We start from the raw sequence: 22,046 nt of genomic DNA, 5'->3' as shown, positions 1-22,046 counted from the left end.
CGGCCAAGCCGCCGACAGGCAGGTGTCAACCTGTTTCAGGACTGACACCTGTCAGAGGCTCGAACGCACGCGCCACAACTCCGGAAACAGCACGGTATCGAGCATCTTGCGCAGGTACCCAACACCTTCAGTACCACCAGTGCCCGGTTGAAAACCGATGATCCGCTCGACCGTCGTGACATGGCGGAAGCGCCATTGACGGAACGAGTCCTCGAGGTCGATCAGCTTCTCCGCCAACTGGTAAAGATCCCAGTACCGCGAAGGGTCGGTGTACACCACACGCCAGGCGGCTTCGACCGAGGCATCATAAGCGGTCGGGCTGGCCGGATCGCGCTCGAAGCGCTGTGGATCAATCGCCAATCCTGCGCTGGCCATCAACCGAATCGCTTCGTCATACAGCGACGGCGTGGCAATCGCCTTTTCAAGCTCCGCCAACAGTTCGGGCCGGTGAGCATGCGGACGCAACAGCGTTGCACTTTTGTTGCCGAGGATGAATTCGATCTCGCGGTACTGGAACGACTGGAAGCCCGATGACTGCCCCAGAAACGGCCGGATCGCGTGGTACTCGGTAGGCGTCATGGTCGCCAGCACCGTCCAGGCATGCACCAGTTGATCGAAAATCCGCGAAACCCGCGCCAGCATCTTGAACGCCGGTGGCAACTCTCCCAGTCTGACGTGTTCGCGAGCGGCCTTGAGCTCGTGCAGCATCAGCTTCATCCACAGCTCGGACGTCTGATGCTGGATGATGAACAGCATCTCGTTATGATCCGGGGACAAGGGGTGCTGAGCGCTGAGAATCTTCCCCAGATCCAGGTAGTCGCCGTAACTCATGGAGTCGGAAAAATTCAGCTCGGCGTTATGCCATTCTTCTGGCTGGCTCGAAGATGACGGGTTTGAAGGTGACTGATTTGACGATGACTGATTTGACGATGAATAGGGACATTGGCTCATTGAGCAGGCTCCTCAAGTGGCGGTTTGTTCAGTGGACGCAAAATAGCCCTGACCGGACTCGCGTCCAGGTTGGCAAACCGCAGCGGCAGCGCAATCAGTTCATAGTCGCCTTCCGGCACGTCATCGAGCACGATGCCTTCAAGGATCGCCATGCCATGGCGGGCCACTGCGTTGTGCGAATCCATGGTCTTGGACTGTTGAGGGTCCAGCGACGGTGTATCGATACCGATCAGCCGTACGCCAAGGCTCGACAGCAAGTCGACGGTTTCCTTGGCCACAGCGGTGAAATCCGGATCCCAGGCCGTCAGCGGCGCTTGTCGATAAGTGCGCAGCAGGACGCGCTCGGGCAGATCGACAAGGCGTCCCTCCAGTTGCTCAGGCTGAACCAGTCGTCCGCTGTCCAGGCAATGCAAGACGCGGCACGGACCGATGTAGACATCCAGCGAAACATCGCCAATAGCCACGCCGTCAGCGCTGTAATGCAACGGTGCATCGACATGCGCGCCCGTGTGAGGAGACAGGGTGATGCGGCCGACATTCACCGGACATTCAGGCCCGAAGGTCCAGACGCGCTCTTCCTGAAACGGCGTATCACCCGGCCACGTCGGTGTTGCCGCGCTCAAGGGTGGGCTGATATCCCACCACGACAGTGTTTTTTTCATTGCATAACTCTCGGCCTACTCATCCGTGAATGATACGAGTGACGCCTGTGAACATTCTTGCGAAAACCGTCGGGAACGCCCAAATGTTTCGCACTTTATTCCAGGAATTCGAAGTTTAGCGGATGAAAATTTCAATCAGCGAATCAGACTCCTGAACGGCTTCTGAATGTCCGATCGAGCGGGTTTGATCAATAGCGCGTTTCTGGATAGCTGAGTGTCGAGCACAGACAACTGACACCATGCCGGGCGCTATAGGGTGCGACTTCAGTCCTGCCTAACGCTCGGAGTCAGCATGTCCAAACCCATTACCGTTCTTCGCGATACCCACCCACTGCCAGTGCTGGATGCCTGCAAATGGGAAAAGCTCGAAGGTGACCCGCACACCGTCAACCTCAACGCCTACACCAGCGAAGACGGCAGCAAGATCATGGGCACCTGGATCTGCACGCCAGGTAAATGGCGAGTCGAGTATGTGAAGTGGGAATACTGCCATTTCCAGGAAGGCTACTGCGTGATCACGCCCGACGGCATGGAACCGATCCATCTGCGCGCAGGCGATATTTTCGTGATTGAGCCGGGGATGACTGGCACGTGGGAAGTGGTCGAGACCGTGCGCAAGTATTTCGTTTTCGCCTGATCGGCAAAAAACCGGGAACCCGCCCGACGCGGGTTCCCGGAAAACCCCTAGTGGGGTTTGCGATAGCTGTTGATGATCGCCGAGAAATCCTTGCCGCCTTCGCCACGCTGACTCATCGCCTGATACAACTGCTGAGCCACCGCGCCGAGCATCACCGGCTGGTGCGCCTGACGCGCGGCTTCAGTGGCCAGCCCCAAGTCCTTGAGCATCAGCTCGGCACCAAAACCGCCGGTATAACCACGCGACGCTGGTGCCGTTTCAACGATACCCGGCCACGGGTTGTACATCTCCGAACTCCAGCAACGACCGGTCGAACTGTTGATGATCCCCGCCAGCACCTGAGTGTCGATGCCCAAGGCATCGCCAAGGGCCATGGCTTCGCTGACGCCGACCATGGAAATCGCCAACAACAGGTTGTTGCAGATCTTGGCGATTTGCCCGGTGCCGACTTCACCGCAATGCACGATGTTGCGGCCCATCTGCGCCAATACCGGTTGCAGGGTGGCGAACAACTCCGGCGTGGCGCCGACCATGAACGTCAGCGTGCCGGCCGCAGCGCCGCCGGTGCCACCGGAAACCGGCGCATCAGCCATGGCCACACCTTGTTTGGCCGCAGCAGCAGCGACGTCGCGGGCGGTCTGCGGGTCGATGGTGCTGCAATCCACAGCGGGAACGCCCTTGGCGATCCCGGCCAGTACGCCGTCTTCACCCAGCCAGACGCTGCGCACATGGACCGCGGCCGGCAGCATGGTGATCACCAGTTCCGCGCCTTGCGCTGCCTCACGTGCAGAGGCGCTGATGGTGCCGCCCAGTTGTGCCAGTTCGGCGAGTACGGCTTTGTTCAGGTCGACCAGGTTCAGCGAATGGCCAGCCTTGATCAGGTTGCGCGCCATCGGCGCGCCCATGTTGCCGAGACCGATAAAAGCGATTTTCATGTCCGGCTCCTTAACGCAAGTTGATGGTTGTGTTCACACCGTCATTGACGCTGTCATCGTCGAACCAGCGACTGGTGACGGTCTTCGTCTGAGTGTAGAACTGCACCACTTGCTTGCCATACGGACCGAGGTCGCCGAGCTTGGAACCACGCGAACCGGTGAAGCTGAAAAACGGAACCGGCACCGGAATCGGAATGTTGATGCCGACCTGACCGACGTCGATTTCATTCTGGAATTTACGCGCCGCCGCGCCGCTCTGGGTGAACAGCCCGGTGCCGTTACCGAACGGGTTGGCGTTGACCAGGGTAATGGCCTGATCAAGGGTGTCGACTTCCAGCACCACCAGCACCGGGCCAAAGATTTCCTGGGTGTAGATCTGCATGTCGGTGGTCACGCCAGAGAACAGGGTCGGGCCGACAAAGTTGCCTTTTTCGAAGCCTGGGACGGTGATGTCACGGCCGTCCAGCTCCAGTTTCGCACCTTCCTTGATGCCGCTTTCGATCAGCTCCAGAATCCGCGCCTTGGCCCGTTTGGAAATCACCGGCCCCACATCGGTGCCCGGCTCGCTGCCGGCATTCACTTTGAGTTTTTGCGCCAATGTCTTGAGGTCCGGCAGCCATTGTTTGGCCGCGCCCACCAGCACCACCACCGAGGTGGCCATGCAGCGTTGACCGGCCGCGCCGAAACCGGCACCGACCAGCGCATTGAGGGCTTGCTCACGATTGGCATCGGGCAGCACCACCGCGTGGTTCTTGGCGCCCATCATCGATTGCACGCGCTTGCCGTGTTTACCGGCCAGGTCGTAGACGTGAGTGCCAACCGCGGTCGAACCGACGAACGAAACTGCCTTGATGTCTTTGTGGGTGCAGAGCGCGTCCACCACGTCCTTGCCGCCGTGAACCACGTTGAGCACACCGGCTGGCACGCCAGCCTCGATGGCCAGCTCTACCAGGAGCATGGTCGACATCGGGTCCTGTTCGGACGGTTTGAGCACAAAGGTGTTGCCGCAGGCGATGGCCATCGGGAACATCCACAGCGGAATCATTGCCGGGAAGTTGAACGGCGTGATGCCGGCGCAGACGCCGATAGGTTGGCGCAGGGTGTAGGTATCAACGCCGCCCGCGACGTTTTCAGCGAATTCGCCCATCTGCAGACTGCCGATGGAGCACGCGTGCTCGACCACTTCCAGACCACGGAAAATATCGCCTTCAGCGTCGGCGATGGTTTTGCCCTGTTCAGCGCTGAGGACCACGGCGATGCGCTTGGAGTGCTCGCGAATCAACGCCTGAAGCTTGAGCATGATGCGCATCCGCGCGCCGATCGGTGTCAGCTTCCAGGTCTGGAAGGCCCGGTGAGCGGCGCTGATCGCTGCGTCGACTTCCTCAGTTGTCGCGAACGGTACTTTGGCCAGAACTTGCTGGGTCGCCGGGTTGACGATGTCGTGCCATTCGGTGGTCTGGGACTCGACCCATTGGCCGTCGATCAACAGCTTGACCTTTTGCACGGTGGTTTCTGGCGTGAGCGATGCGTTCATGTTCGTCTCCTGGCTTCTGGTGACTGAAGCGGTGTTGTTATCTTGGGAGCGAAGGCGAGAAAGTCGCCTTGCGATGAGGCGTGTGTCGCAAATTGGTTGTCGGACTGTTTTTGGAGTATAGATGTGCAAACTTCTAATAAGAACGCACATAAAAGCCGGTCCAACATGCAAAAAAACATCACATCGCTGGGCTCATTGAACTGGGACGACCTGAAGTTTTTCCTCGAGGTCGCCCGCACCCGCAAGGCCAGCACCGCCGCCAAACGCCTGGCCGTGGATTACACCACCGTGTCACGGCGGATCAGTTCGCTGGAAGGTGCATTGGGGACGTTGTTGTTCGAAAAATCGCGGACCAACGGCTTCGTATTGACCGCCGAAGGCCAGCGTTTGCTGGGTTATGCCGAGTCCATAGAAAGCACGCTGCACATGGCGTGCGAGCAGGTGTCCGGCTCAGGCGTGGCGTTATCCGGCCATGTGCGGATGGGCTGCACCGAGGGGTTCGGCAGCTTTTTCATCACCCCACAGCTCAGCCACTTCGTCGATGCCTATCCGGCGATTTCGGTGGATATCCTGCCGCTGCCGCACTTCATCAGCCTGTCCAAACGCGAGGCGGACATTGTCATCGCCCTGGAGCGCCCGGAACACGGCCCGTACGTCTGCTGCAAACTCTGCGACTACCGTTTGCAGCTGTACGCGACCCAGGACTACCTCGACCAACACCCGCTCATCCGCCGCCCGGCAGACCTGGGCAAGCATCAATTCATCAGTTATGTCGACGATCTGGCGTTCAGTTCGGAGCTGCTGTACCTGGCCAATGTGCTGCCCGGCGCCAGCGCCAACCTGCGCAGCACCAGTGTGATTGCACAGTTCGTGGCAGCGCAGCAGGGGCGCTCGCTGGCAATTCTGCCGTGTTTCCTGGCAGCCCAGGATCCACGACTGCTGCCGGTGCTGCCGGAGGAAATCAACATCACCCGGCAGTTCTGGATGTACTGCCGCGAGGACCTGCGCAAGCTCAAGCGGATTACCTTGCTCTGGGATTACATTCGCAGTGTGACCGAGCAGAATCAGGCGCTATTGATGGGTGAGACCCGAACGATGCACTTCGCCGACTAGTCGGCGATCACCACGATCGACACCCGGCGATTCTCGGTGCGTCCGGCGTTTGTCGTGTTGGGTAACACCGGCTCGCTGCTACCAAGACCGCGTAGCTGGATGCTCTCCTCACGTATGCCAATGCTGGTCAGCACCTTGCTGACACTGTTGGCGCGGCGAAGGGAAAGCTGAAGGCTGTTAGCTCCTGGTTTGAACATTGGCGACAAAGTGCTCCGACCCTGCCGTATATTGCCCGCCTCGAGCGAGGCGTTTAGCTTGACACATTGCCGCATCGGCGGCATCGAGCAGGCCACCGGGTGTGGCGCCATGATCAGGGTAAATGGCGATACCGACACTGAGTGAGGTCAAAACCTGGGTTTCGCCCGGCAACTGAACCGGTATTTCCATGCTGGCGATGATCTTTTCAGCAACTCGTTCGGCGTCTTCGGTTTTGTGCAGCGGCGCCAGCAGCACAGCGAACTTGTCGCCACCCAGGCGCGCGACCAGATCCTCTTCACGTAACTGCGCCCGGACCCGGGTTGCCACCGCAACCAGCACCGCATCGCCAGCGGCGTGACCGAAGTTGTCATTGATGCCTTTGAACCGGTCACTGTCGAGAAACAACACGGCAACCCGTTCATCGTGTTTGCTCGCATTACGTAATGCACGCATCAGCCGACCTTCGAAAAACGCCCGGTTCGGCAGACCGGTGAGACTGTCATGGCTGGCTTGACGAGCCAGCGTTTCGTTTTCGTTTTGCAGGTGGGTTTGCCAGGACTCCAGCTCATCAAGCAAGGCATTGAAGTCATTGCCCAGGCTGTCCAGCTCAGCGATTCGCGCCGGCGGTACGCGCCGATCGAAAGCCCGCTCTCTGCGTGCAGCGTGAGCGACCTCGGCCAGGCTGCGCAGTGAACCGGTAATCCCTCGTAGTTGACGGCGCGCCAGATACAGCGCGACCCAGGCACTGACCGCCGTACACAAGACAATCCCGGCCAGACCGCTGAGCAAAAAGCGCATCAGGCTGCCGCCATGCCCGGTCAGCAGGATGCTGCCGACTTCCTGGCCTTGATGAAGGATTGGTATGTTGATGGGCTTTTCCAGAAGCGATCGGGCGATCTGCATTTCCAAATCGGAAACCAGGCCGGTTTCCGGTCGCTGCCAACGAGCGAGCTGTTGGCCCTGTTCATCGAACACCTGAGCATCGGCCACTTCTTCAGTGGACGCGATCAGCGCCAGCGCTTCGGTCGCCGCCACGTTGTCGTTGAACACCACCGCGGCTTCCACGGTGTAACTGATCGAACGGGCAATCAGGTGCAGGTTGTGATCGGCATACACCCGCAAGGCCAGGACCCCAAGCAGGGTCAGGGACACACTGGCCATGGCCACCCCGACCAGCGCGACAATCAAGTGTCCACGACCAATGACCGAACGCAAGGTCGGGCGGTTACCGGATTTGAGCAAACTCATGGGGCCGCCACTTTACGGCGAGAGAGTTGCAAGACGCTGGGGTGAATATGCACACCACTGCGGGCGACCGAGTCGAGGTTAACCTCGAACGACACTTGAGGGTCACTGACCCGCAGGCAGAACAGGCTGCCCACCGTACATTGATCGCCCCCCTCGCTGATGCTCAGCACCAGATGGCCGATCAACGAAGCGAAGAGCGCGCTGCGCTCCTCATTGGTCAGTTTGCCGATGTAGACCGCGTCGCACTCACTGGCGATCGCCGGGTAATTGGCCAACAGACGCCGAACGACCACCGGACGACCCGTGGCTTGAGTGGTGCCTTTGAGCAAATCGTCGGTGTACTGGGTGGGACCGATCACGCATAAACGCAATTGCGCTGGCTCCACAGGCCAGCGAGCGTAGCTGAGGATTCCCAACACGACTTGTGTGACCGACTTGGCGCGCTGATCAGCCATGCTCACTGACGCCTCCGGTTGGGCGAAAACAGGGATGCTCAACAAACAAAAAAGGCCGGCCAGCAGAAGCTGCTTCCAGCCAATAATGCGTTCTGTCGTCCAGACAGCCAGCTTCATGCAGGAACTCTCGTCGATCATTGCGGATGATGCCGCAACGATAGCATACCCGCTGAAATGCTCACGAAAACCGCGGCCATAGATAGGCGCCTAATTGTTTATAAAAATCTGAAGTAACAATTTGGGGTTGCCTATTTTTCTCTGCTTCACGCCATGTCTACTATCGGCGCCAACGTGACCTGTAACCGCACTGCGGTCCTAATAACAATAAAAGCTGACAGCGACGTAAATGAGAACGGATCCACCGAGATCCGACTCATGAAGACCTTTTGCTACTGCCATAACAGCTCGATTCGGTCATGCACCGGCGTCGAGCCTTTTGTAGTTGAAGGCGTCGCGGAGGTTCACCGATGAAACTGGAAATATTTCGTACCCTCTGGGGCTATAGCGCGAGCAAGGCCCAGGCACTCGATGAGCTGCTGGAAGCCGGCTTCGACGGCATCGAGGCGCGCCTGCCCCTTGAAGCCGGTGAGCGAGCCGAGTTCAGTGCCTTTCTAAAGGCCAATCGAGTGGGTTACATCAGTACGGTTTTTACCGCCTACGATGTGTTGCCGGAACAATCCGCATCGCCTGCCGAACATCTCCTTGATCTGGACAAAAAACTCGCGTGGGCTGCTGAGCTCAATCCACGCTTCGTCAATGTGCTGGCCGGCAATGACCGTTGGCCGCTTGCGCAGCAGGTGGAGTTCTTCGGCCAGGCCATGACGCTGGCACGCAAGCAAGGGCAAGTCTGCAGCTTCGAAACCCACCGCTCACGCTCACTGTTCAACCCCTGGCTGACCCTTGAACTGATCAGGCAGCTACCCGACTTGCGGTTCACCAGCGATATCAGCCATTGGGTCGTCACTTGCGAGCGATTGTTGAATGATCCGGCGGATGACCTGAGTGCCTTCGTCGAGCGCGTGCACCATATTCAGGCCCGGGTAGGTTATGACCAGGGCCCGCAGGTTCCCCATCCCGCCGCTCCGGAATACGCCCGGGAACTGGCCTTCCATCAACAGCACTGGGAAGCCATCTGGCGCTCCCAACAAGCTCGCGGCTATCAGGTCAGCACCCTGACGCCAGAGTTCGGTGCCGACGGCTATCTGCATCACCTGCCATTCACCAATGTACCCGTCGCCGACTTGTGGTCGCTGAATGTCTGGATGGCCAGAACAGAGCGCGAACACTTCGATCGCTTCAACCACTCCGTCCGCCAGTGAGGTGTTTGCACATGCCTGAGAAGATAAATACCCGTGAGCCCCAAGCGAACTTCAAGAGCATTCCGGTGGTGGATATCGCCGGCCTGTTCAGCATCGAACGGGAACATCGACTGGCCGTCGCTGAACAGCTCGGGGTGGCCGCCAGTGACGTCGGCTTTCTCTACATCACCCACCACGGCATTGACCCGCAACTGATTGCCAACTTGCGCCAGGCGGCCAAGGACTATTTCGATCAGCCCTTCGAAACCAAGATGCAGCACTACATCGGCACGTCGAAGACTCATAAAGGCTTCGTCCCGGAAGGCGAAGAGGTGTACGCCAAGGGCAAACCGGATCACAAGGAGGCCTTCGACATCGGCTTCGAAGTCCCGGAAAACGACCCGCTGGTGCTGGCTAATACCCCTCTGCTCGGGCCGAATGAATGGCCGACGCTGCCAGGTTTCAAGGAAGCCGTGCAGGCCTACTACGCCGCGATCTTCGCCCTCGGTCGACGGCTGTTCGGTGGCTTCGCCCTGGCATTGGGTCTGGGGGAAGACTATTTCGACAACATGGTCACCCGGCCGCCATCGAAACTGCGTCTGATCCACTATCCGTTCGACGGCACGGCTCAGGACGCGCCGGGGATTGGTGCGCACACCGACTACGAGTGCTTCACCATTTTGCTGGCTGACAAACCCGGGCTGGAGGTGATGAACGATCTCGGCCAGTGGATCGATGCACCGCCCATTCCCGGAGCATTCGTGGTGAACATCGGCGACATGCTCGAAGTCATGACCGCGGGTGCGTTCGTTGCGACCGCTCACCGTGTACGCAGCGTCAGCGAGGAGCGCTACTCCTTCCCGCTGTTCTATGCCTGCGACTTCCATACCCAGATAAAACCCCTGCCAGGCTTCGCCAAGGCAGAACACGAGTATGAGCAGATCACCATTGGGGAACACATGTACGGCCAGGCTCTGCAGACTTACCAATACCTGCGCAAACGGGTGGAAAATGGAGAAATCACTTTGCCGGAAAGAGCACGTAAGCCCTCGAGTTTCGGGCACCTGAAAAACCAGACACAACCGTCCTGATCATTGCTGTCGGCCACTACTTAATTCATCGGAGTCATCGAAATGCTCAACAAAAATAACCGTGCTGCCCGTTTGTCCCTGCTCGCCGCCAGCCTGTTCTGCGCAACCGCCAGCATGGCTTCCGCCGCCACACCGGGCCAGTTGAAGATCGGCATGGAAATTACTTACCCACCGTTCGAATCCTATGACAGCCAGAAGAGTATTGTCGGCTCCGATCCGGAACTGGCTCAGGCCCTGGCCAAGCAGATGCAAGCCAAGGCAGAGTTCGTCGATACCAAGTTCCCCAATCTGATTTCCGGCCTGAACTCCAGTCACTATGACGCGATTATCTCCGGCATGTACATCACGCCCGAGCGTCAGACTCAAGCCATGACCATTGGCTACGCTGTGACTGGCGCGGCGATCATGGCACCGAAAGACAGCGGTCTGAATGCGCAAACCCCTGAGGAACTCTGCGGCCTGAAAGTCGGGCTGGAACAAGGCACCACCTGGGTCGCTCAATTGAAGAAACTTTCGACCGAATATTGCGTGCCGAACAACAAGGGCGCCATCACTGTCAGCGAGTTCCCGTCGGCACCGGAAGTGACCCAGGCCCTGCTGTCGAAAAACATCCAGGCCCAGATGGAAATCGCTGGCGCGGCGAAGATGATCGCCGAGCACACCAATGGCCGTGTAGTGGTCACCTCCCAGCATCTGGTCTATCCGCAAACCCTGGGCATCTTCGTCAAGAAAGGCAACGACGAGACCTATCAGGCGCTGCTCAAAGCATTTGATGCGGCCAAAAAAAGCGGTGACTACGCAGCTATCCTGAAGAAGTACAACCTGGAAGAAGCGTCCAACTAAGGCTACGCCCCTTCGCGGGTCAGCACGCGCCGACAAAAGCACCGCTCCCCGTGCGGGAGCGACTTACCCGCGAAGATTTCAATGCGGCTTGAGGTACTTATGCAATTTGATTGGACGTATTTTTTCTCCCTGTTCGCAGAGTCCGCCTTCTGGCAAGCCTGTGTCACCGTGATCGAGCTCAGTTCGCTGGCCTGGTTCATTGGCATGTTGCTGGGCTTTCTCCTCGCCTCGGCCAAGTTGTCTGCTTCGACCTGGCTTAAATTACCGGCGGCCGCTTATATCTGGTTCTTTCGCAGCATCCCGCTGCTGGTGCTGGTGGTCTTCGTCTACAACCTGCCGCAATTATTTCCGATGACCGGCTCGGTACTGTCCAATCCGTTCTACTCCGGGTTGTTCGCGCTGGTGATAACCGAAGCGGCCTATATGGCAGAGATCCATCGCGGCGGCCTTATCTCGGTAGCCAAGGGTCAGAAAGAGGCCGGGCGCGCGCTGGGTATCGGCTTCCTGGGCTTGCAGCGTTTAATCGTGATTCCTCAGGCCTTTCGCATTTCACTGCCGACCTTGATCAACGAATACATCACCGTGGTGAAACTGACGTCACTGATTTCGGTGATCTCCCTGACCGAGCTGCTCACTGTCGGCCAGCGCCTGTACGCGCAAAACTTCCTGGTGATGGAAACCCTCGGCGCGGTAGCGGTGTATTACGTGTTTATCGTGAGCGTGTTCGGCTGGTTTTTGCACCGACTGGAACGCTATCTGGATCTGAATCAACGCAAACCACAGACCCTCGGCGAAACTGCCGTGGCTCGACTCAAGGCCGAAATCCAACCGCTGACCGCCACCACCGGCCTTCCATCCAACCACGGTGCGGTACCGGTTCTGCAATTGGAAAAAATCCACAAGCGCTATGGCAATCACGAGGTGCTCAAAGGCATTGACCTGAAGGTCGGCAGTGGTCAGGTGATCTCGATCATCGGCCCGTCAGGCTCAGGTAAAACGTCGTTGATCCGTACCATCAACGGCCTGGAAAGTATTGATCAAGGTGAGATCAAGCTGTTCGGCGAAAGCTTCATCAGCCACAACGACACACCCAACAACGCTCGGGTTCGCAGTGGCGTGCGGCATATCGGGATGGTTTTCCAGAACTTCAACCTGTTCCCCCATCGCTGCATTCTCGACAACATAACCTTGGCGCCACGCTACCACGGCAGTGCCAAGCCCTTGAGCGAGCAACGCGCCTATGCGCTGCTGGACAAGGTCGGACTGCTGGCCCACGCACACAAATACCCGCATCAGCTTTCCGGTGGCCAGCAACAGCGGGTAGCGATTGCCCGAGCATTGGCCATGGAGCCGCAGATCATGCTGTTCGACGAGCCGACCTCAGCCCTCGATCCGGAACTGGTGGGCGACGTATTGAATGTGATCCGCGATTTGGCAAAAGAAGGCATGACCATGCTGATCGTGACCCACGAGATGGACTTCGCGATGTCGATTTCTGATCGGGTCATTTTCATGGAAGGCGGGAATATTCAGCTGGATGCAAGCCCGTACGCAATACGCAACAAGCAGACCGGGGAGCGTGTCCGACGCTTCATGGGGCTGACCTCTCAGCCCGAAATGCTGCTGGCAGCGGAGTAGCGCGGGAGCTGGCCAAGTGTTGGTGACGGGAGGCCCCCCCTCGCACCGGCTCATCCCAGCTCCAGCATCAACCCGCTCAAGCGCTTGACCTTGCGTCGTACGGCTTCTTCAAAAATCCCGGTACGTGGTTCGATCAGGCTGAACCAGTCCTTGGCGCGGGTGATTCCGGTGTAGATCAGCTCCTTGGTCAGCACCGGGTTCAGCGCATCGGGAAGGATCAACGCCGTGTGGGCGAATTCGGAGCCTTGGGATTTGTGCACGGTCATGGCGTAAACGGTTTCCACGTCATTGAGTCGGCTGGGCAGAACAAACCTCACCCCCCCCTGACCATCGTTACGCGCAAACGCTACGCGCAGCACTTGGCGTACCACCTCCTGGCCATCGCGTTCAGGCAATTTGAGGGCGATACCGATGTCTCCGTTCATCAGGCCAAGACCGTAATCGTTGCGCGTCATCAGCACCGGACGCCCTTCGTACCATTGCTGATCACTGTCGATCAGTCGCGCCTTGAGTAGCGCGCCGGTAATCCTCTGATTCAGCCCTTCGACACCCCACGGTCCCTTGCGCACGGCGCACAGCAACTGGAATGCGTCGAAGGCTTGCAAGACATTGCGCGCCCACTCGACCCAACACGGATCGTCAGGTAGTGAGTCGAAGGACGGACGCTGGTTGCGCAAGAGACTCAGGTAATGTCGATACCCCTGCGGACCTTCGCCCTGGCCTTCGAGCAATAGCCGCTCCAGCGCCCGGTCCTGCTCACCCTTGAGAGCCAGCGAAAACAGATCGGCATGACTGCGGGCAGCCAGCAACGTGCGGGCCTCATCGGCCTGCTGCTGATTGACCCAGCGTGCCAGTTGACCAATGCCGCTGCCTTCGCCAAATCGCCGCGAGTGACGCAGCATCACCACCTGCTGGGCCAGCGGATGACTGGCGTCGGTGTCTTCCTGCAGACCGCTGGAACCGAGGTCTTCGCCACTGACGGCCTCCAGCCAGTCGCGGGTCTGCGGACTGTACCAACCGGCCTCGGCATCACGACACAGATCACCGAGTACGGCGCCGGCTTCCACCGAGGCCAACTGGTCCTTGTCACCGAGCAAGACCAACCGGGCATGTATCGGCAACGCATCGAGCAGATTGGCCATCATTTCCAGGTCGATCATCGAAGCTTCATCGACCACCAGCACGTCCAGCGGCAGTCGATTACCGGCGTGATGGCGGAAATGCCGGGTACCCGGCCGACTGCCGAGCAGGCGGTGTACCGTCGTCACGTCAGAGGGGATTTTGTCTCTGACATTATCGGCAACTTGCAGCGTGCGAACTTGTTGACTGATGGACTCTGTCAGCCGCGCGGCGGCCTTGCCTGTAGGCGCGGCGAGTCGAATGCGCAGCGGCTTGCCCGCCTCCACCGCTGGCGCCTGGAGCAGGGCCAGCAAACGCACGACCGTGGTGGTCTTGCCGGTTCCAGGCCCGCCGGTAACGATGCTGAATGCACCACGGGTGGCCAAGGCACAGGCAAGTTTCTGCCAATCGATCTGCGCGCTGGAACTGGCCTGGCCGAACAATCCACTCAGGCGCTCGGACAGGTCATCAGGCGTTGGCTCATGGGCGACAAGGCGTTGGCGCAGCGCACTGTCGATGCGGCGTTCGTACGTCCAGTAACGGCGTAAATACAGTCGCTTGCCGGACAATACCAATGGACGTTGCAGTGTTTCGTCACGCCCATCGGCGGCCAGCGCAACAAGGCTGCTGGACGCCAGGACCTTGCACCAGTGAGCGCCCTCCAATGCTTCAAGCAATTGCGACGGCAACAACAGGGTGCCCGTCTGCAGATCGCCTTCTGGCGGCAGGGAAAGCGCGAAGTCCGGTTCCTTGAGCGTCTCGAACAGATCAAGGCACACATGTCCGTGCCCCAGTTGATGGCTGGTCAAGGCTGCCGCCAGTAACACCAGCGGATCGCCATCGGGTGCCAGTTCATGGAGGAAGGCGACAAAGGCTTTGTCCAGCGCCCGAAGCCAGCCTCGCTCGACCCAGCGCTCCAGCAGCAACAACAAATCGTCGGCGCGACTCAGTGGTGTCAGTTGCGCAAGGCTCTCGGCCGTCAACGGTGTGGGTAACAAATCAGCAAAGGAGCGGCTCATAGCAATACACCCTGCTCCCAGGCCGGTTCAGGCTTGGGCTCTGGTTTTCCCTGGAACAGCCGGTCCAGACGTTCGATCAATTCCCGTGGCGGACGGGTGAAATACACACCTTGGCTTGCAGCCCGAGTGCCCCGCAGGAACAGATACAAGGCTCCACCCATGTGCCGGTCGTAATCGTAATCAGCGAGCCGAACCTTGAGCTGACGATGCAGCGCCAGTAGATACAGCACGTATTGCAGGTCGTAGCGATGGTCGAGCATCGCCTGTTCCATTGCTTGCTCGGTATAGGCCGAATCGTCGGCACCGAGCCAGTTGGATTTGTAATCCGCGACGTAGTAACGCCCAGCGTGCTCGAATGTCAGGTCGATAAAACCTTTGAACATACCGTTGAGCAACACTGACTCGGCGAGCACGCGAGGGGCGCCGTCGTGGGTGTATTGGCGCACCAGCTCGTCGAGTTTCAACACATCGACTTTATGGCTGGCAAACCAGAACTCCATCTCGACCCGGTACTCGGTCAGTTGCTCGAACACCACGGGTGGTTGCTCAGTACCGATGCGTAACGGCGCTTGCAACAAGTGCTGCAGCCAGTCGCTCAGGGTGTTGATCCAGCCCTCCCAACCGCGGCGATTGCAGCGGCGCGCAATGGCGTTTTCAATGGATTTCGGGTCTGCGGTGAAACCTTCGTCGCCCGCCCACTCCAATAATCCATGGAGAAAAGTCCCGGGATTTGGCCCCCGTGGGAAGCGATGGATATCGCCGCCGCTGGCGAGCACTTCGCGTGGCGCATCCGGATCGAGTCGCTCATCGTCGAAGAGCTTTTGCGCTTGCGGGCTTTCCGGCGCTTCGTCGCTTCCGGCGCTCAAGCTGTCGCCAATGCGCAATGCACTGTAAGAGGCGATCCACCAGTTCTCGGCCGCCTTGCGTTTCGGTATCAACGGTGGGAGCAACATTGCCTCATTGCGCGGCGGGTGAAAACGTTCGTCTGTGGCTTCAGGCATCTCGCCATAGCTCAACGCGGTGCAGTTTTGCTGCAAGTCTTCCAGCCAGCGCTTCAGTGCCGTCGATTCGGCCAGCTGCTCACCGCCGCCCAGCAAATAGCCCAATGCCGACAGGTGCAGTACCGAACTGTTGTTATTGCCGCGCTTGAGGTCGGTGACACCCAGCCAGCAAGCGTGTTGGGCACGGGTCAAGGCCACATAGAGCAGACGCAAGTCTTCGGCCAGACGCTCATCGTCCGCCTGGGCAATCAGCTCGGGGGTTGGGCTCAGGGTTACCTGGGCCTTGCCGGTCGCGTCGTGGTAATGCAGCGGCAGACGGCTGCCATCTACCGGTTTGGCTGAACAGATGAACGGCAGAAAAACCAACGGATACTCAAGACCCTTGGACTTGTGGATGGTCACTACCTTGACCAGTTGCTCATCGCTTTCCAGACGTAGAATCTGCTCTTCGCCGGCCTGCCCGGACAACGCCAGATGCTCGGATAGATGACGGATCAGGGCTTGCTCGCCATCGAGTTCGGCGGCGGCTTGTTGCAACAGCTCCGAGAGATGCAGCAAGTTGGTCAGCACGCGCTCACCATCGCTTCGAGCAATCAAGGCCTGAGGCAGTTCGAAATCGTGTAGCAACCGTCGCAACATTGGCAGGATGCCCTGATTGCGCCAGATCACCTGATACTTGCGAAACTGCATGACGCGCTTCTCCCAGGCCAGCTCATCCTGGTTCAAACGCTCCAGTTCTGTCAGTGACAGGTTCAGCGTAATGCTGGCCAGCGCTGCACGTAGCGGTCGCTCGACATCCGGTTCGGCGCAGGCCTTTAGCCAACTCAACAGGTCGTGAGCCTCCTGGGCCGCGAACACCGAGTCCTTGTCCGACAGATAAACACTGCGCACACCCCGCGCGGACAACTCGTTGCGTACGGCCTGGGCTTCTTTACCATCGCGCACCAAAATCGCGATATCCGCCGGGAGCAGCCCCTGCAGTTCCTCTGTCCCCCGGACAAAACCCGCACGCCCCTGCTGTCCGCCATTGAGCAACGCAGTGATTTCACTGGCACAAGCCGCAGCTAGCTGCTGTCGGTACACAGCACCGGACAATGGCTGCTCGCTGGACAGCTGCCAGATATTCAGCGCCGGTACGGCCTGACCGTTGATCTGCAAAGACTCTTTGCGGCCCTGAGACTCGACCGGCAGAAACGGAACCGGGTTTTCGCCGCTTTTCTCACGGAACAGAAACGCACCACGTCCCTGCTCACGGGCTTCAGCACGCTGGAACACGTGGTTCACCGCATCGACCATCCCATGACTGGAGCGGAAGTTGGTGCCCAGTGTATGCAAACGACCACTCGTCGCCTGACGTGCGCGCAGGTAGGTATAGATATCGGCGCCACGGAAGGCATAGATCGCTTGCTTAGGATCGCCGATCAGAAACAGTCCACATTCGGGATTGTTGTCTTCGATGCGATAGATGCTCTCGAAGATCCGGTACTGCACCGGGTCGGTGTCCTGGAATTCATCGATCAACGCGACCGGAAATTGCTCGCGGATCAACGTTGCCAGACGCCCCCCCCCTTCGGCCCGCAATGCGGCGTCGAGCCTCAATAACATGTCGTCAAAACCCATTTCAGCACGACGACGCTTCTCTTCTTCAAAGCGTGCCCCCACCCACTGCGCGGCATGTTTCAGGACCGCCGCGTCCGGGGTCGGCAATGCATCGAGACTGGCTTTCAGGCCGGGCATGGCATCCAGGCCGGGGTGATTCGGTGCCTGACCTTTCCAGGCCTCAGCCATGCCGTCGGGTGTCAGACGATTGAAGCCAGTGCCAATATCCAGTTGTTCAAGGCTTTCATCCTCGGCCCAGGCACTGATTTTCTCGAACCAGGGCTCGAAGTAACGCGCTTGCATCTTGCGTCCGTCGACAGACTTGCTGGCAACCCCTTGCAGACAGATATCACGCAACTCCTGCGCCCATTGCCGCCAGGGTGCCTTGAGCTCCAGCAATGCGTCACGTCGAGCTTGCAGGCACTCAGTGATCAGCTCGGCAGGTTCTTTCCCTTCATCGCTGTCACGCTCACTCGCGAACAACCCGCGTACCCGCGGCAGCAAGGCGGCCGGGCCGCCCCAATGGCTGCGAACCCAGTTCAGCACATCACCTTGCATCGGGTAACAAAACAGCCGCCAGTAATCGCGCAGTACTTCACCGAGCAAATCACTGTGATCCGTCTCAAGGGTTTGGGTAAACAGGCTGCCACTGTCGAACGCGTGCTCGCGCAGCATCCGTTGGCACCAACTGTGAATCGTCGAAACTGCCGCCTCATCCATCCACTGTGCAGCGATATCCAAACGGTTCGCACAGCCAGGCCACTGCTCGGGAATGAACTGCCCACGTAACTCGGCAATCAGACTGTCGGGTGCTGGAGTTTCGTCGCGGAAAAACCGCGCAGCCTCTGCAAGGCGGGTACGGATACGTTCACGCAGTTCCTTGGTGGCAGCGTCGGTGAAGGTCACCACGAGGATTTGCGGCGGCAGGAGCTCACTGCCAAATCCGGCAGACTCGTCACCGTGACCAAGCACCAGGCGCAGATAGAGCGCGGAAATAGTAAATGTCTTGCCGGTGCCGGCACTGGCTTCGATCAGTTGGCTACCGCGAAGCGGGAAGGCTAATGCCAGAGGGACTTTCGCCGTCATGAGTGCGACTCCTCGCTGGTCAATGAGCGCCAAGGGGCTTCGAGCAGCGGACGATAGAGCGCGTCACACCAATCGACAAAGGTTTCATCGGCAACCAAAGCGTTGTAATCGGCAAACTGGCGAGCCAGTGCAGGACTTTCGCGACGCTCGCCATCGGTGGTCTGACCGTCGCCTTCATAGGCCTTACGAGCGGCAGCCTCAGCTTTGAGCAGATCAGTCTGCCCCAACCAGGCGAAAGCCGTTTTTACCGCTATGGGCAGTGGCTGGCGCATACCTGATTGCCAGGCCTGCAGCAAATTGCCGAGAGTTTTCAGCGCGGCGTCTTGCTCGATAGGTGCGAGCAGCAAGGTATCGTCATTAGCCACCAACCCTGTGGTCATCGACAAGCCGCTCGCGCAGGCCACCAGATGGTTAACCCAAGGGCGGGTCAGACGATGCCATTTGCGAGTCTTGATCGAGCCAATGCTGTTGGGGATCGTAGTGACAGCCAGCAACCCGCCATCGCTGCGTTGATGAAGACCGCTGAGCCAGCCTTCCAGGCTCACACCCTGCAATTGAAGCGTCACCGGCAAAGCACTGTTTTGCGGTGTCGGCCATAACACCAGCAACTGTTGATAACGTTGCAGCAGATCCGGTAGCGGCTCGATCAACTCACGTTGCAAGCACTCACCGAAACCGGCCATCGGCAGCAGGCCGCTACCCTGCAACCTTTTAGCCTGCGCATGCAGAGCATCATCAGGTTGATCAGGGCTCGCCAGTGCAGCTTCAAGCAAGCTGTCGCTCAGGCTATAGCGTTGCAGCGCGTCGAGCACAAAGGGTTCTTCATCTGCCAAGGGCGCTTCAGCCGCTTCGAAAAACACCTTGAGACGCTGACTGAAAAAATGGCGCACAGGGTTGCGCAGGAAATCCTGTAGCTGACCAAGACTCAGCGGTTCTTCCTGAACATAGGCTTCAAGCACTTCCAAGGCTGGAGCGCGATCGTGCTGCTCATACAACAGCTGCCATTCTCGGGCATAGCTGAACAGTTGATCACCTTCATGGAAATAACGAGCACTGAAAGGTTGTAATGGATGCTCCTGGGTCATCGCCTCAAGGAGTTCCTCGCTGTCATCGGCGAGCTTCCAGCCGTTAGCCAGATGGTCACGCAACTGACCGATCAATACCGATGCGGGGCGCTCGCTGTTGTCGCGAATACTGCGCCCGACCCAGCTGATGTAAAGCTGATCCCGCGCCGAGAGCAAGGCCTCGAGCAACAGATAGCGGTCATCCTCTCTCCGCGACCGATCACCAGGGCGGTAATCGCTGCCCATCAGATCGAAGTCCAGTGGCGGTTGCGCACGCGGATAGTCACCGTCGTTCATGCCCAGCAGGCAAACGAGTTTGAACGGGATCGCCCGCATCGGCATCAACGTACAGAAGTTCACTGCTCCGGCCAGGAAGCGTTGGGACAAACGCCCCTGATCGAGACCCTCCAACCAGGCTTCACGTACCACCGTCAGCGGTAGTTCGTCCTGCAAACCAACCGATTCGCAGGTCTCCAGCCAGGTTTCGCGGAGCAACTCGAGTTGGGCCAGCAGATAGTCGTCGTGCTCGTTGCTCGCGAGGAAAAATAGCTGCATTAAAGCTTGCAGACGTACGCCCCATTGCTCGGGCGATGCCGGTTGTGTGAGTTCTGCGTGAGCGATCTGCAAAGCATCGAGTAAAGCTACCAACGGGCCGATCAGTGCCGCGTCCAGTCCGCCGATCTCATCATAAGGTTCGATACCTTCGCAGGAGTGACCACTGCCAACGGCATAACCCAGAAGCATGCGACGCAGGCCAAAACGCCAACTGTTTTGCTCAAGCTCGTCTGGTAAACCAAGACCGGCGCGCTGTTCAGCGTTCATCCCCCAGCGAATGCCAGCCCCTTCGATCCAGCGATGCAGGGTCGGCAGGTCGCGCTCCTCTACTCCGAATCGAGCGCGCAATGCCGGAACGTCCAACAGGTCGAGGATCTCGCTGACCGGGAAACGGCTATCAGGTAGTTTAAGCAAATGCTCGACTGCGATCAGCAGCGGGTCACGACCACGCTGCCCCTGGTCGGTCAGCGTAAACGGGATAAAACGCCGATCCTCCCGCTCAAGTTGACCAAACACGGCGCGGATGTGTGGAGCGTAACTGTCGATGTCCGGAACCATCACGATCACATCGCGTGGGCGCAGCTGCGAGTCAGCGCTGAAGCGCGCGAGCAACTGATCGTGGAGTATCTCCACTTCACGCTGGGCGCTATGGGCAATGTGAAAACGGATCGACTCGTCCTGCTTCAGATCGACCGCTGGCCAGAGCAGGCGGGTTTCATTCAGCGGACGTAACTCGAGGATGTCGTCTTGTAATTGATTGAGCATATTCAACGGCCGGCTTTCGCTGAAAAGGTCGATGCGCCCATCGCGAAAAGCTGACCGATAGCTGTTGGGATCGTCATAGCTGTCGAGCAGGTTGATGTAGTCGCGCCCTTGTTTACCCCAGGCTGCCAACAGCGGGTGAGCATGTTGATGCAGGGTTTGAGGATCAAGTACGACCGGCATGCCGGTCTTGCGCGCCTGCCGCTTGTATTGGTGCCTTAAAAGGTCTTTGTCGGCGACGATGTCTGCCCAGTGGTGACGACATGGGTTGTGCACACAGAGCAAAACCTGGCTGAAGCGAGCCAATCCCGCGAGTGCTTCCAGAGCTTGAGCGGGTAGCGAAGAAATACCGAAAACGATCACCCGAGAAGGTAACCCTTTAGGTGCAGTGTTCAGGCCAGTGATTGTCTCTATGAAGCGTTGGTGAACGCCTGCGCGGCTTTGTGCCATGCCTTGCTCACCCACATCCAACAGCAATGCTCGCCACAACTCAGCTTGCCAGCAGTTGGCCGACGTTAGCGGCTTGACCTCACCTCGGCCGTTACGTAGTTGATGGCGGCCTGCGGCCCAGTCTTCCAGCCAGTCCGCGCGGTACACCTGATATTGGTCAAACAGATCCGCGAGCCGCTCAGCGAGCTGATAGCGTTTACGCAGATCGGTATCGTGAGTCAGGAAGCGCTGCAGCGGTTCGAAGAACGGTTGATCGATCAGCTCCGGCAACAGGCGCATCAGACGCCAGGTCAGCGGTGTCTTGTCCAGCAAGGACTTCGCTGGAATCTCATCACGTCCGAGCACCGATCGATAAAGTTGCCACATGAAGCTGCCGGGCAACTGCACATCAATGGCCGCGGATATACCACAACCACCCATATCGTCGTCTTCTGGGTCTTCGGCCAACGCCAGCTTCAACCATTGGGCAATGCCGTTGCTCTGTACCAGAGCGATTTCATTTTCCAGGGGAGCAAGCGGATAACGCCGCATCCAACTGACCACCAGGCTACGCAGTTCGTCCAGGCGGTTGCCGTGAACCACCATAAAACCAGCACTGAGGAACGAGGCGTCCGCCATAAGGGCTTCCTTGGAGAAATGCAAAAGCTAGGGCCGAACCTTAGCATTGTCAGGTGACTGTGACAGCCGGGAGCTGTCCGATGTTGCCGTACGAACTTTCTCGCAGGCAAAACAAAACCCCTACCTGCATACGCAGATAGGGGTTTCGGAATTTAATCTTGACGATGACC

Annotated in this window: 15 protein-coding genes and 1 pseudogene; 6 read left to right on the top strand and 10 right to left on the bottom strand. The window is 58.7% G+C overall.

Annotated features, from left to right (window positions below):
- Window positions 1-51: 51 nt before the first annotated feature.
- Both kynA and kynB read right to left on the bottom strand, forming a co-directional pair.
- Window positions 52-951, bottom strand: a complete 900-nt coding sequence (kynA, locus tag AC1RPZ_RS08050; RefSeq protein WP_493136480.1) for a tryptophan 2,3-dioxygenase — start codon at window positions 949-951, stop codon at window positions 52-54.
- Window positions 948-1,613, bottom strand: coding sequence for an arylformamidase (kynB, locus tag AC1RPZ_RS08045; RefSeq protein ID WP_493136478.1), 666 nt, complete (start codon window positions 1,611-1,613; stop codon window positions 948-950). The genes kynA and kynB overlap by 4 nt, the downstream gene beginning before the upstream one ends.
- A 292-nt stretch (window positions 1,614-1,905) precedes the next feature.
- Between kynB and AC1RPZ_RS08040 the strand changes: the two genes are divergently transcribed.
- Window positions 1,906-2,250 carry a cupin domain-containing protein gene (locus tag AC1RPZ_RS08040; RefSeq protein WP_071551926.1) on the top strand — a complete coding sequence of 115 codons (345 nt, stop codon included), beginning with the start codon at window positions 1,906-1,908 and terminating at the stop codon, window positions 2,248-2,250.
- A gap of 47 nt (window positions 2,251-2,297) precedes the next feature.
- Here AC1RPZ_RS08040 and mmsB read toward each other — a convergent pair whose 3' ends face one another.
- Together mmsB and AC1RPZ_RS08030 are read right to left on the bottom strand one after the other, a co-directional pair.
- Window positions 2,298-3,185 carry a 3-hydroxyisobutyrate dehydrogenase gene (gene mmsB / locus AC1RPZ_RS08035; protein WP_493136476.1) on the bottom strand — a complete coding sequence of 296 codons (888 nt, stop codon included), beginning with the start codon at window positions 3,183-3,185 and terminating at the stop codon, window positions 2,298-2,300.
- A 10-nt stretch (window positions 3,186-3,195) separates the two neighbouring features.
- Complete coding sequence (locus AC1RPZ_RS08030) at window positions 3,196-4,719, bottom strand: CoA-acylating methylmalonate-semialdehyde dehydrogenase (RefSeq protein ID WP_493136475.1); 1,524 nt, start codon at window positions 4,717-4,719, stop codon at window positions 3,196-3,198.
- 165 nt (window positions 4,720-4,884) lie between these two features.
- On the opposite strand from AC1RPZ_RS08030, the gene AC1RPZ_RS08025 reads away from it, so the two are divergent.
- Complete coding sequence (locus AC1RPZ_RS08025) at window positions 4,885-5,832, top strand: LysR family transcriptional regulator (protein ID WP_493136473.1); 948 nt, start codon at window positions 4,885-4,887, stop codon at window positions 5,830-5,832.
- Here the strand turns inward: AC1RPZ_RS08025 and AC1RPZ_RS08020 are convergent.
- The 3 genes and pseudogenes from AC1RPZ_RS08020 to yfiR all read right to left on the bottom strand — a co-directional run.
- Window positions 5,829-6,002 (bottom strand): annotated as a pseudogene (locus AC1RPZ_RS08020) (OmpA family protein); the annotation flags it as partial. The gene AC1RPZ_RS08025 and the pseudogene AC1RPZ_RS08020 sit on opposite strands and share 4 nt — an antisense overlap.
- Before the next feature lie 7 nt (window positions 6,003-6,009).
- The gene (gene dgcN, locus AC1RPZ_RS08015; RefSeq protein WP_493136471.1) at window positions 6,010-7,278 is read right to left on the bottom strand and encodes a diguanylate cyclase DgcN/YfiN; all 1,269 of its coding nucleotides are present in this window, start codon (window positions 7,276-7,278) and stop codon (window positions 6,010-6,012) included.
- A complete protein-coding gene (gene yfiR, locus AC1RPZ_RS08010; RefSeq protein ID WP_493136470.1) occupies window positions 7,275-7,850 on the bottom strand; it encodes a regulatory sequestration protein YfiR in 576 nt (191 codons plus the stop codon). The genes dgcN and yfiR overlap by 4 nt, the downstream gene beginning before the upstream one ends.
- A gap of 350 nt (window positions 7,851-8,200) precedes the next feature.
- On the opposite strand from yfiR, the gene AC1RPZ_RS08005 reads away from it, so the two are divergent.
- The 4 genes from AC1RPZ_RS08005 to AC1RPZ_RS07990 all read left to right on the top strand — a co-directional run bounded on the left by AC1RPZ_RS08005 (window position 8,201) and on the right by AC1RPZ_RS07990 (window position 12,603).
- The gene (locus AC1RPZ_RS08005) at window positions 8,201-9,052 is read left to right on the top strand and encodes a sugar phosphate isomerase/epimerase family protein (RefSeq protein ID WP_493136468.1); all 852 of its coding nucleotides are present in this window, start codon (window positions 8,201-8,203) and stop codon (window positions 9,050-9,052) included.
- An 11-nt stretch (window positions 9,053-9,063) separates the two neighbouring features.
- On the top strand, window positions 9,064-10,122 hold the full coding sequence (locus tag AC1RPZ_RS08000) for an isopenicillin N synthase family dioxygenase (RefSeq protein WP_493136467.1): 1,059 nt from the start codon (window positions 9,064-9,066) through the stop codon (window positions 10,120-10,122).
- A gap of 42 nt (window positions 10,123-10,164) precedes the next feature.
- Complete coding sequence (locus AC1RPZ_RS07995) at window positions 10,165-10,965, top strand: ABC transporter substrate-binding protein (protein ID WP_493136465.1); 801 nt, start codon at window positions 10,165-10,167, stop codon at window positions 10,963-10,965.
- Window positions 10,966-11,064: 99 nt separating this feature from the next.
- Window positions 11,065-12,603: an amino acid ABC transporter permease/ATP-binding protein gene (locus tag AC1RPZ_RS07990; RefSeq protein WP_493136464.1), complete on the top strand. Its 1,539-nt coding sequence runs from the start codon at window positions 11,065-11,067 to the stop codon at window positions 12,601-12,603.
- A 50-nt stretch (window positions 12,604-12,653) separates the two neighbouring features.
- Here the strand turns inward: AC1RPZ_RS07990 and recD are convergent, their stop codons facing one another.
- Genes recD through recC form a run of 3 tightly spaced genes read right to left on the bottom strand, consistent with a single transcriptional unit; the run spans window position 12,654 to window position 21,876 of the window.
- Window positions 12,654-14,741 carry an exodeoxyribonuclease V subunit alpha gene (recD, locus tag AC1RPZ_RS07985; protein ID WP_493136462.1) on the bottom strand — a complete coding sequence of 696 codons (2,088 nt, stop codon included), beginning with the start codon at window positions 14,739-14,741 and terminating at the stop codon, window positions 12,654-12,656.
- Complete coding sequence (recB, locus tag AC1RPZ_RS07980) at window positions 14,738-18,427, bottom strand: exodeoxyribonuclease V subunit beta (RefSeq protein ID WP_493136460.1); 3,690 nt, start codon at window positions 18,425-18,427, stop codon at window positions 14,738-14,740. Before recB ends, recD begins: the two co-directional genes overlap by 4 nt.
- Window positions 18,424-21,876, bottom strand: a complete 3,453-nt coding sequence (gene recC / locus AC1RPZ_RS07975; RefSeq protein ID WP_493136459.1) for an exodeoxyribonuclease V subunit gamma — start codon at window positions 21,874-21,876, stop codon at window positions 18,424-18,426. Before recC ends, recB begins: the two co-directional genes overlap by 4 nt.
- Window positions 21,877-22,046: the final 170 nt, after the last annotated feature.

It is taken from the genome of Pseudomonas sp. GW822-FHT02D10, from assembly GCF_058802345.1.
Note: the sequence above shows the minus strand (reverse complement) of the source record. Positions and strands in the feature narration are given on the sequence as shown.

Bases quoted from the DNA above. Each gene is read 5' to 3' on its own strand.
- recB (WP_493136460.1), bottom strand. From the start codon at position 18,427: ATGACGGCGAAAGTCCCTCTGGCATTAGCCTTCCCGCTTCGCGGTAGC.
- yfiR (WP_493136470.1), bottom strand. From the start codon at position 7,850: ATGAAGCTGGCTGTCTGGACGACAGAACGCATTATTGGCTGGAAGCAG.
- AC1RPZ_RS08030 (WP_493136475.1), bottom strand. From the start codon at position 4,719: ATGAACGCATCGCTCACGCCAGAAACCACCGTGCAAAAGGTCAAGCTG.
- AC1RPZ_RS08040 (WP_071551926.1), top strand. From the start codon at position 1,906: ATGTCCAAACCCATTACCGTTCTTCGCGATACCCACCCACTGCCAGTG.
- AC1RPZ_RS08005 (WP_493136468.1), top strand. From the start codon at position 8,201: ATGAAACTGGAAATATTTCGTACCCTCTGGGGCTATAGCGCGAGCAAG.
- AC1RPZ_RS07995 (WP_493136465.1), top strand. From the start codon at position 10,165: ATGCTCAACAAAAATAACCGTGCTGCCCGTTTGTCCCTGCTCGCCGCC.
- dgcN (WP_493136471.1), bottom strand. From the start codon at position 7,278: ATGAGTTTGCTCAAATCCGGTAACCGCCCGACCTTGCGTTCGGTCATT.
- mmsB (WP_493136476.1), bottom strand. From the start codon at position 3,185: ATGAAAATCGCTTTTATCGGTCTCGGCAACATGGGCGCGCCGATGGCG.
- kynA (WP_493136480.1), bottom strand. From the start codon at position 951: ATGAGCCAATGTCCCTATTCATCGTCAAATCAGTCATCGTCAAATCAG.
- kynB (WP_493136478.1), bottom strand. From the start codon at position 1,613: ATGAAAAAAACACTGTCGTGGTGGGATATCAGCCCACCCTTGAGCGCG.
- recD (WP_493136462.1), bottom strand. From the start codon at position 14,741: ATGAGCCGCTCCTTTGCTGATTTGTTACCCACACCGTTGACGGCCGAG.
- AC1RPZ_RS08025 (WP_493136473.1), top strand. From the start codon at position 4,885: ATGCAAAAAAACATCACATCGCTGGGCTCATTGAACTGGGACGACCTG.
- AC1RPZ_RS08000 (WP_493136467.1), top strand. From the start codon at position 9,064: ATGCCTGAGAAGATAAATACCCGTGAGCCCCAAGCGAACTTCAAGAGC.
- recC (WP_493136459.1), bottom strand. From the start codon at position 21,876: ATGGCGGACGCCTCGTTCCTCAGTGCTGGTTTTATGGTGGTTCACGGC.
- AC1RPZ_RS07990 (WP_493136464.1), top strand. From the start codon at position 11,065: ATGCAATTTGATTGGACGTATTTTTTCTCCCTGTTCGCAGAGTCCGCC.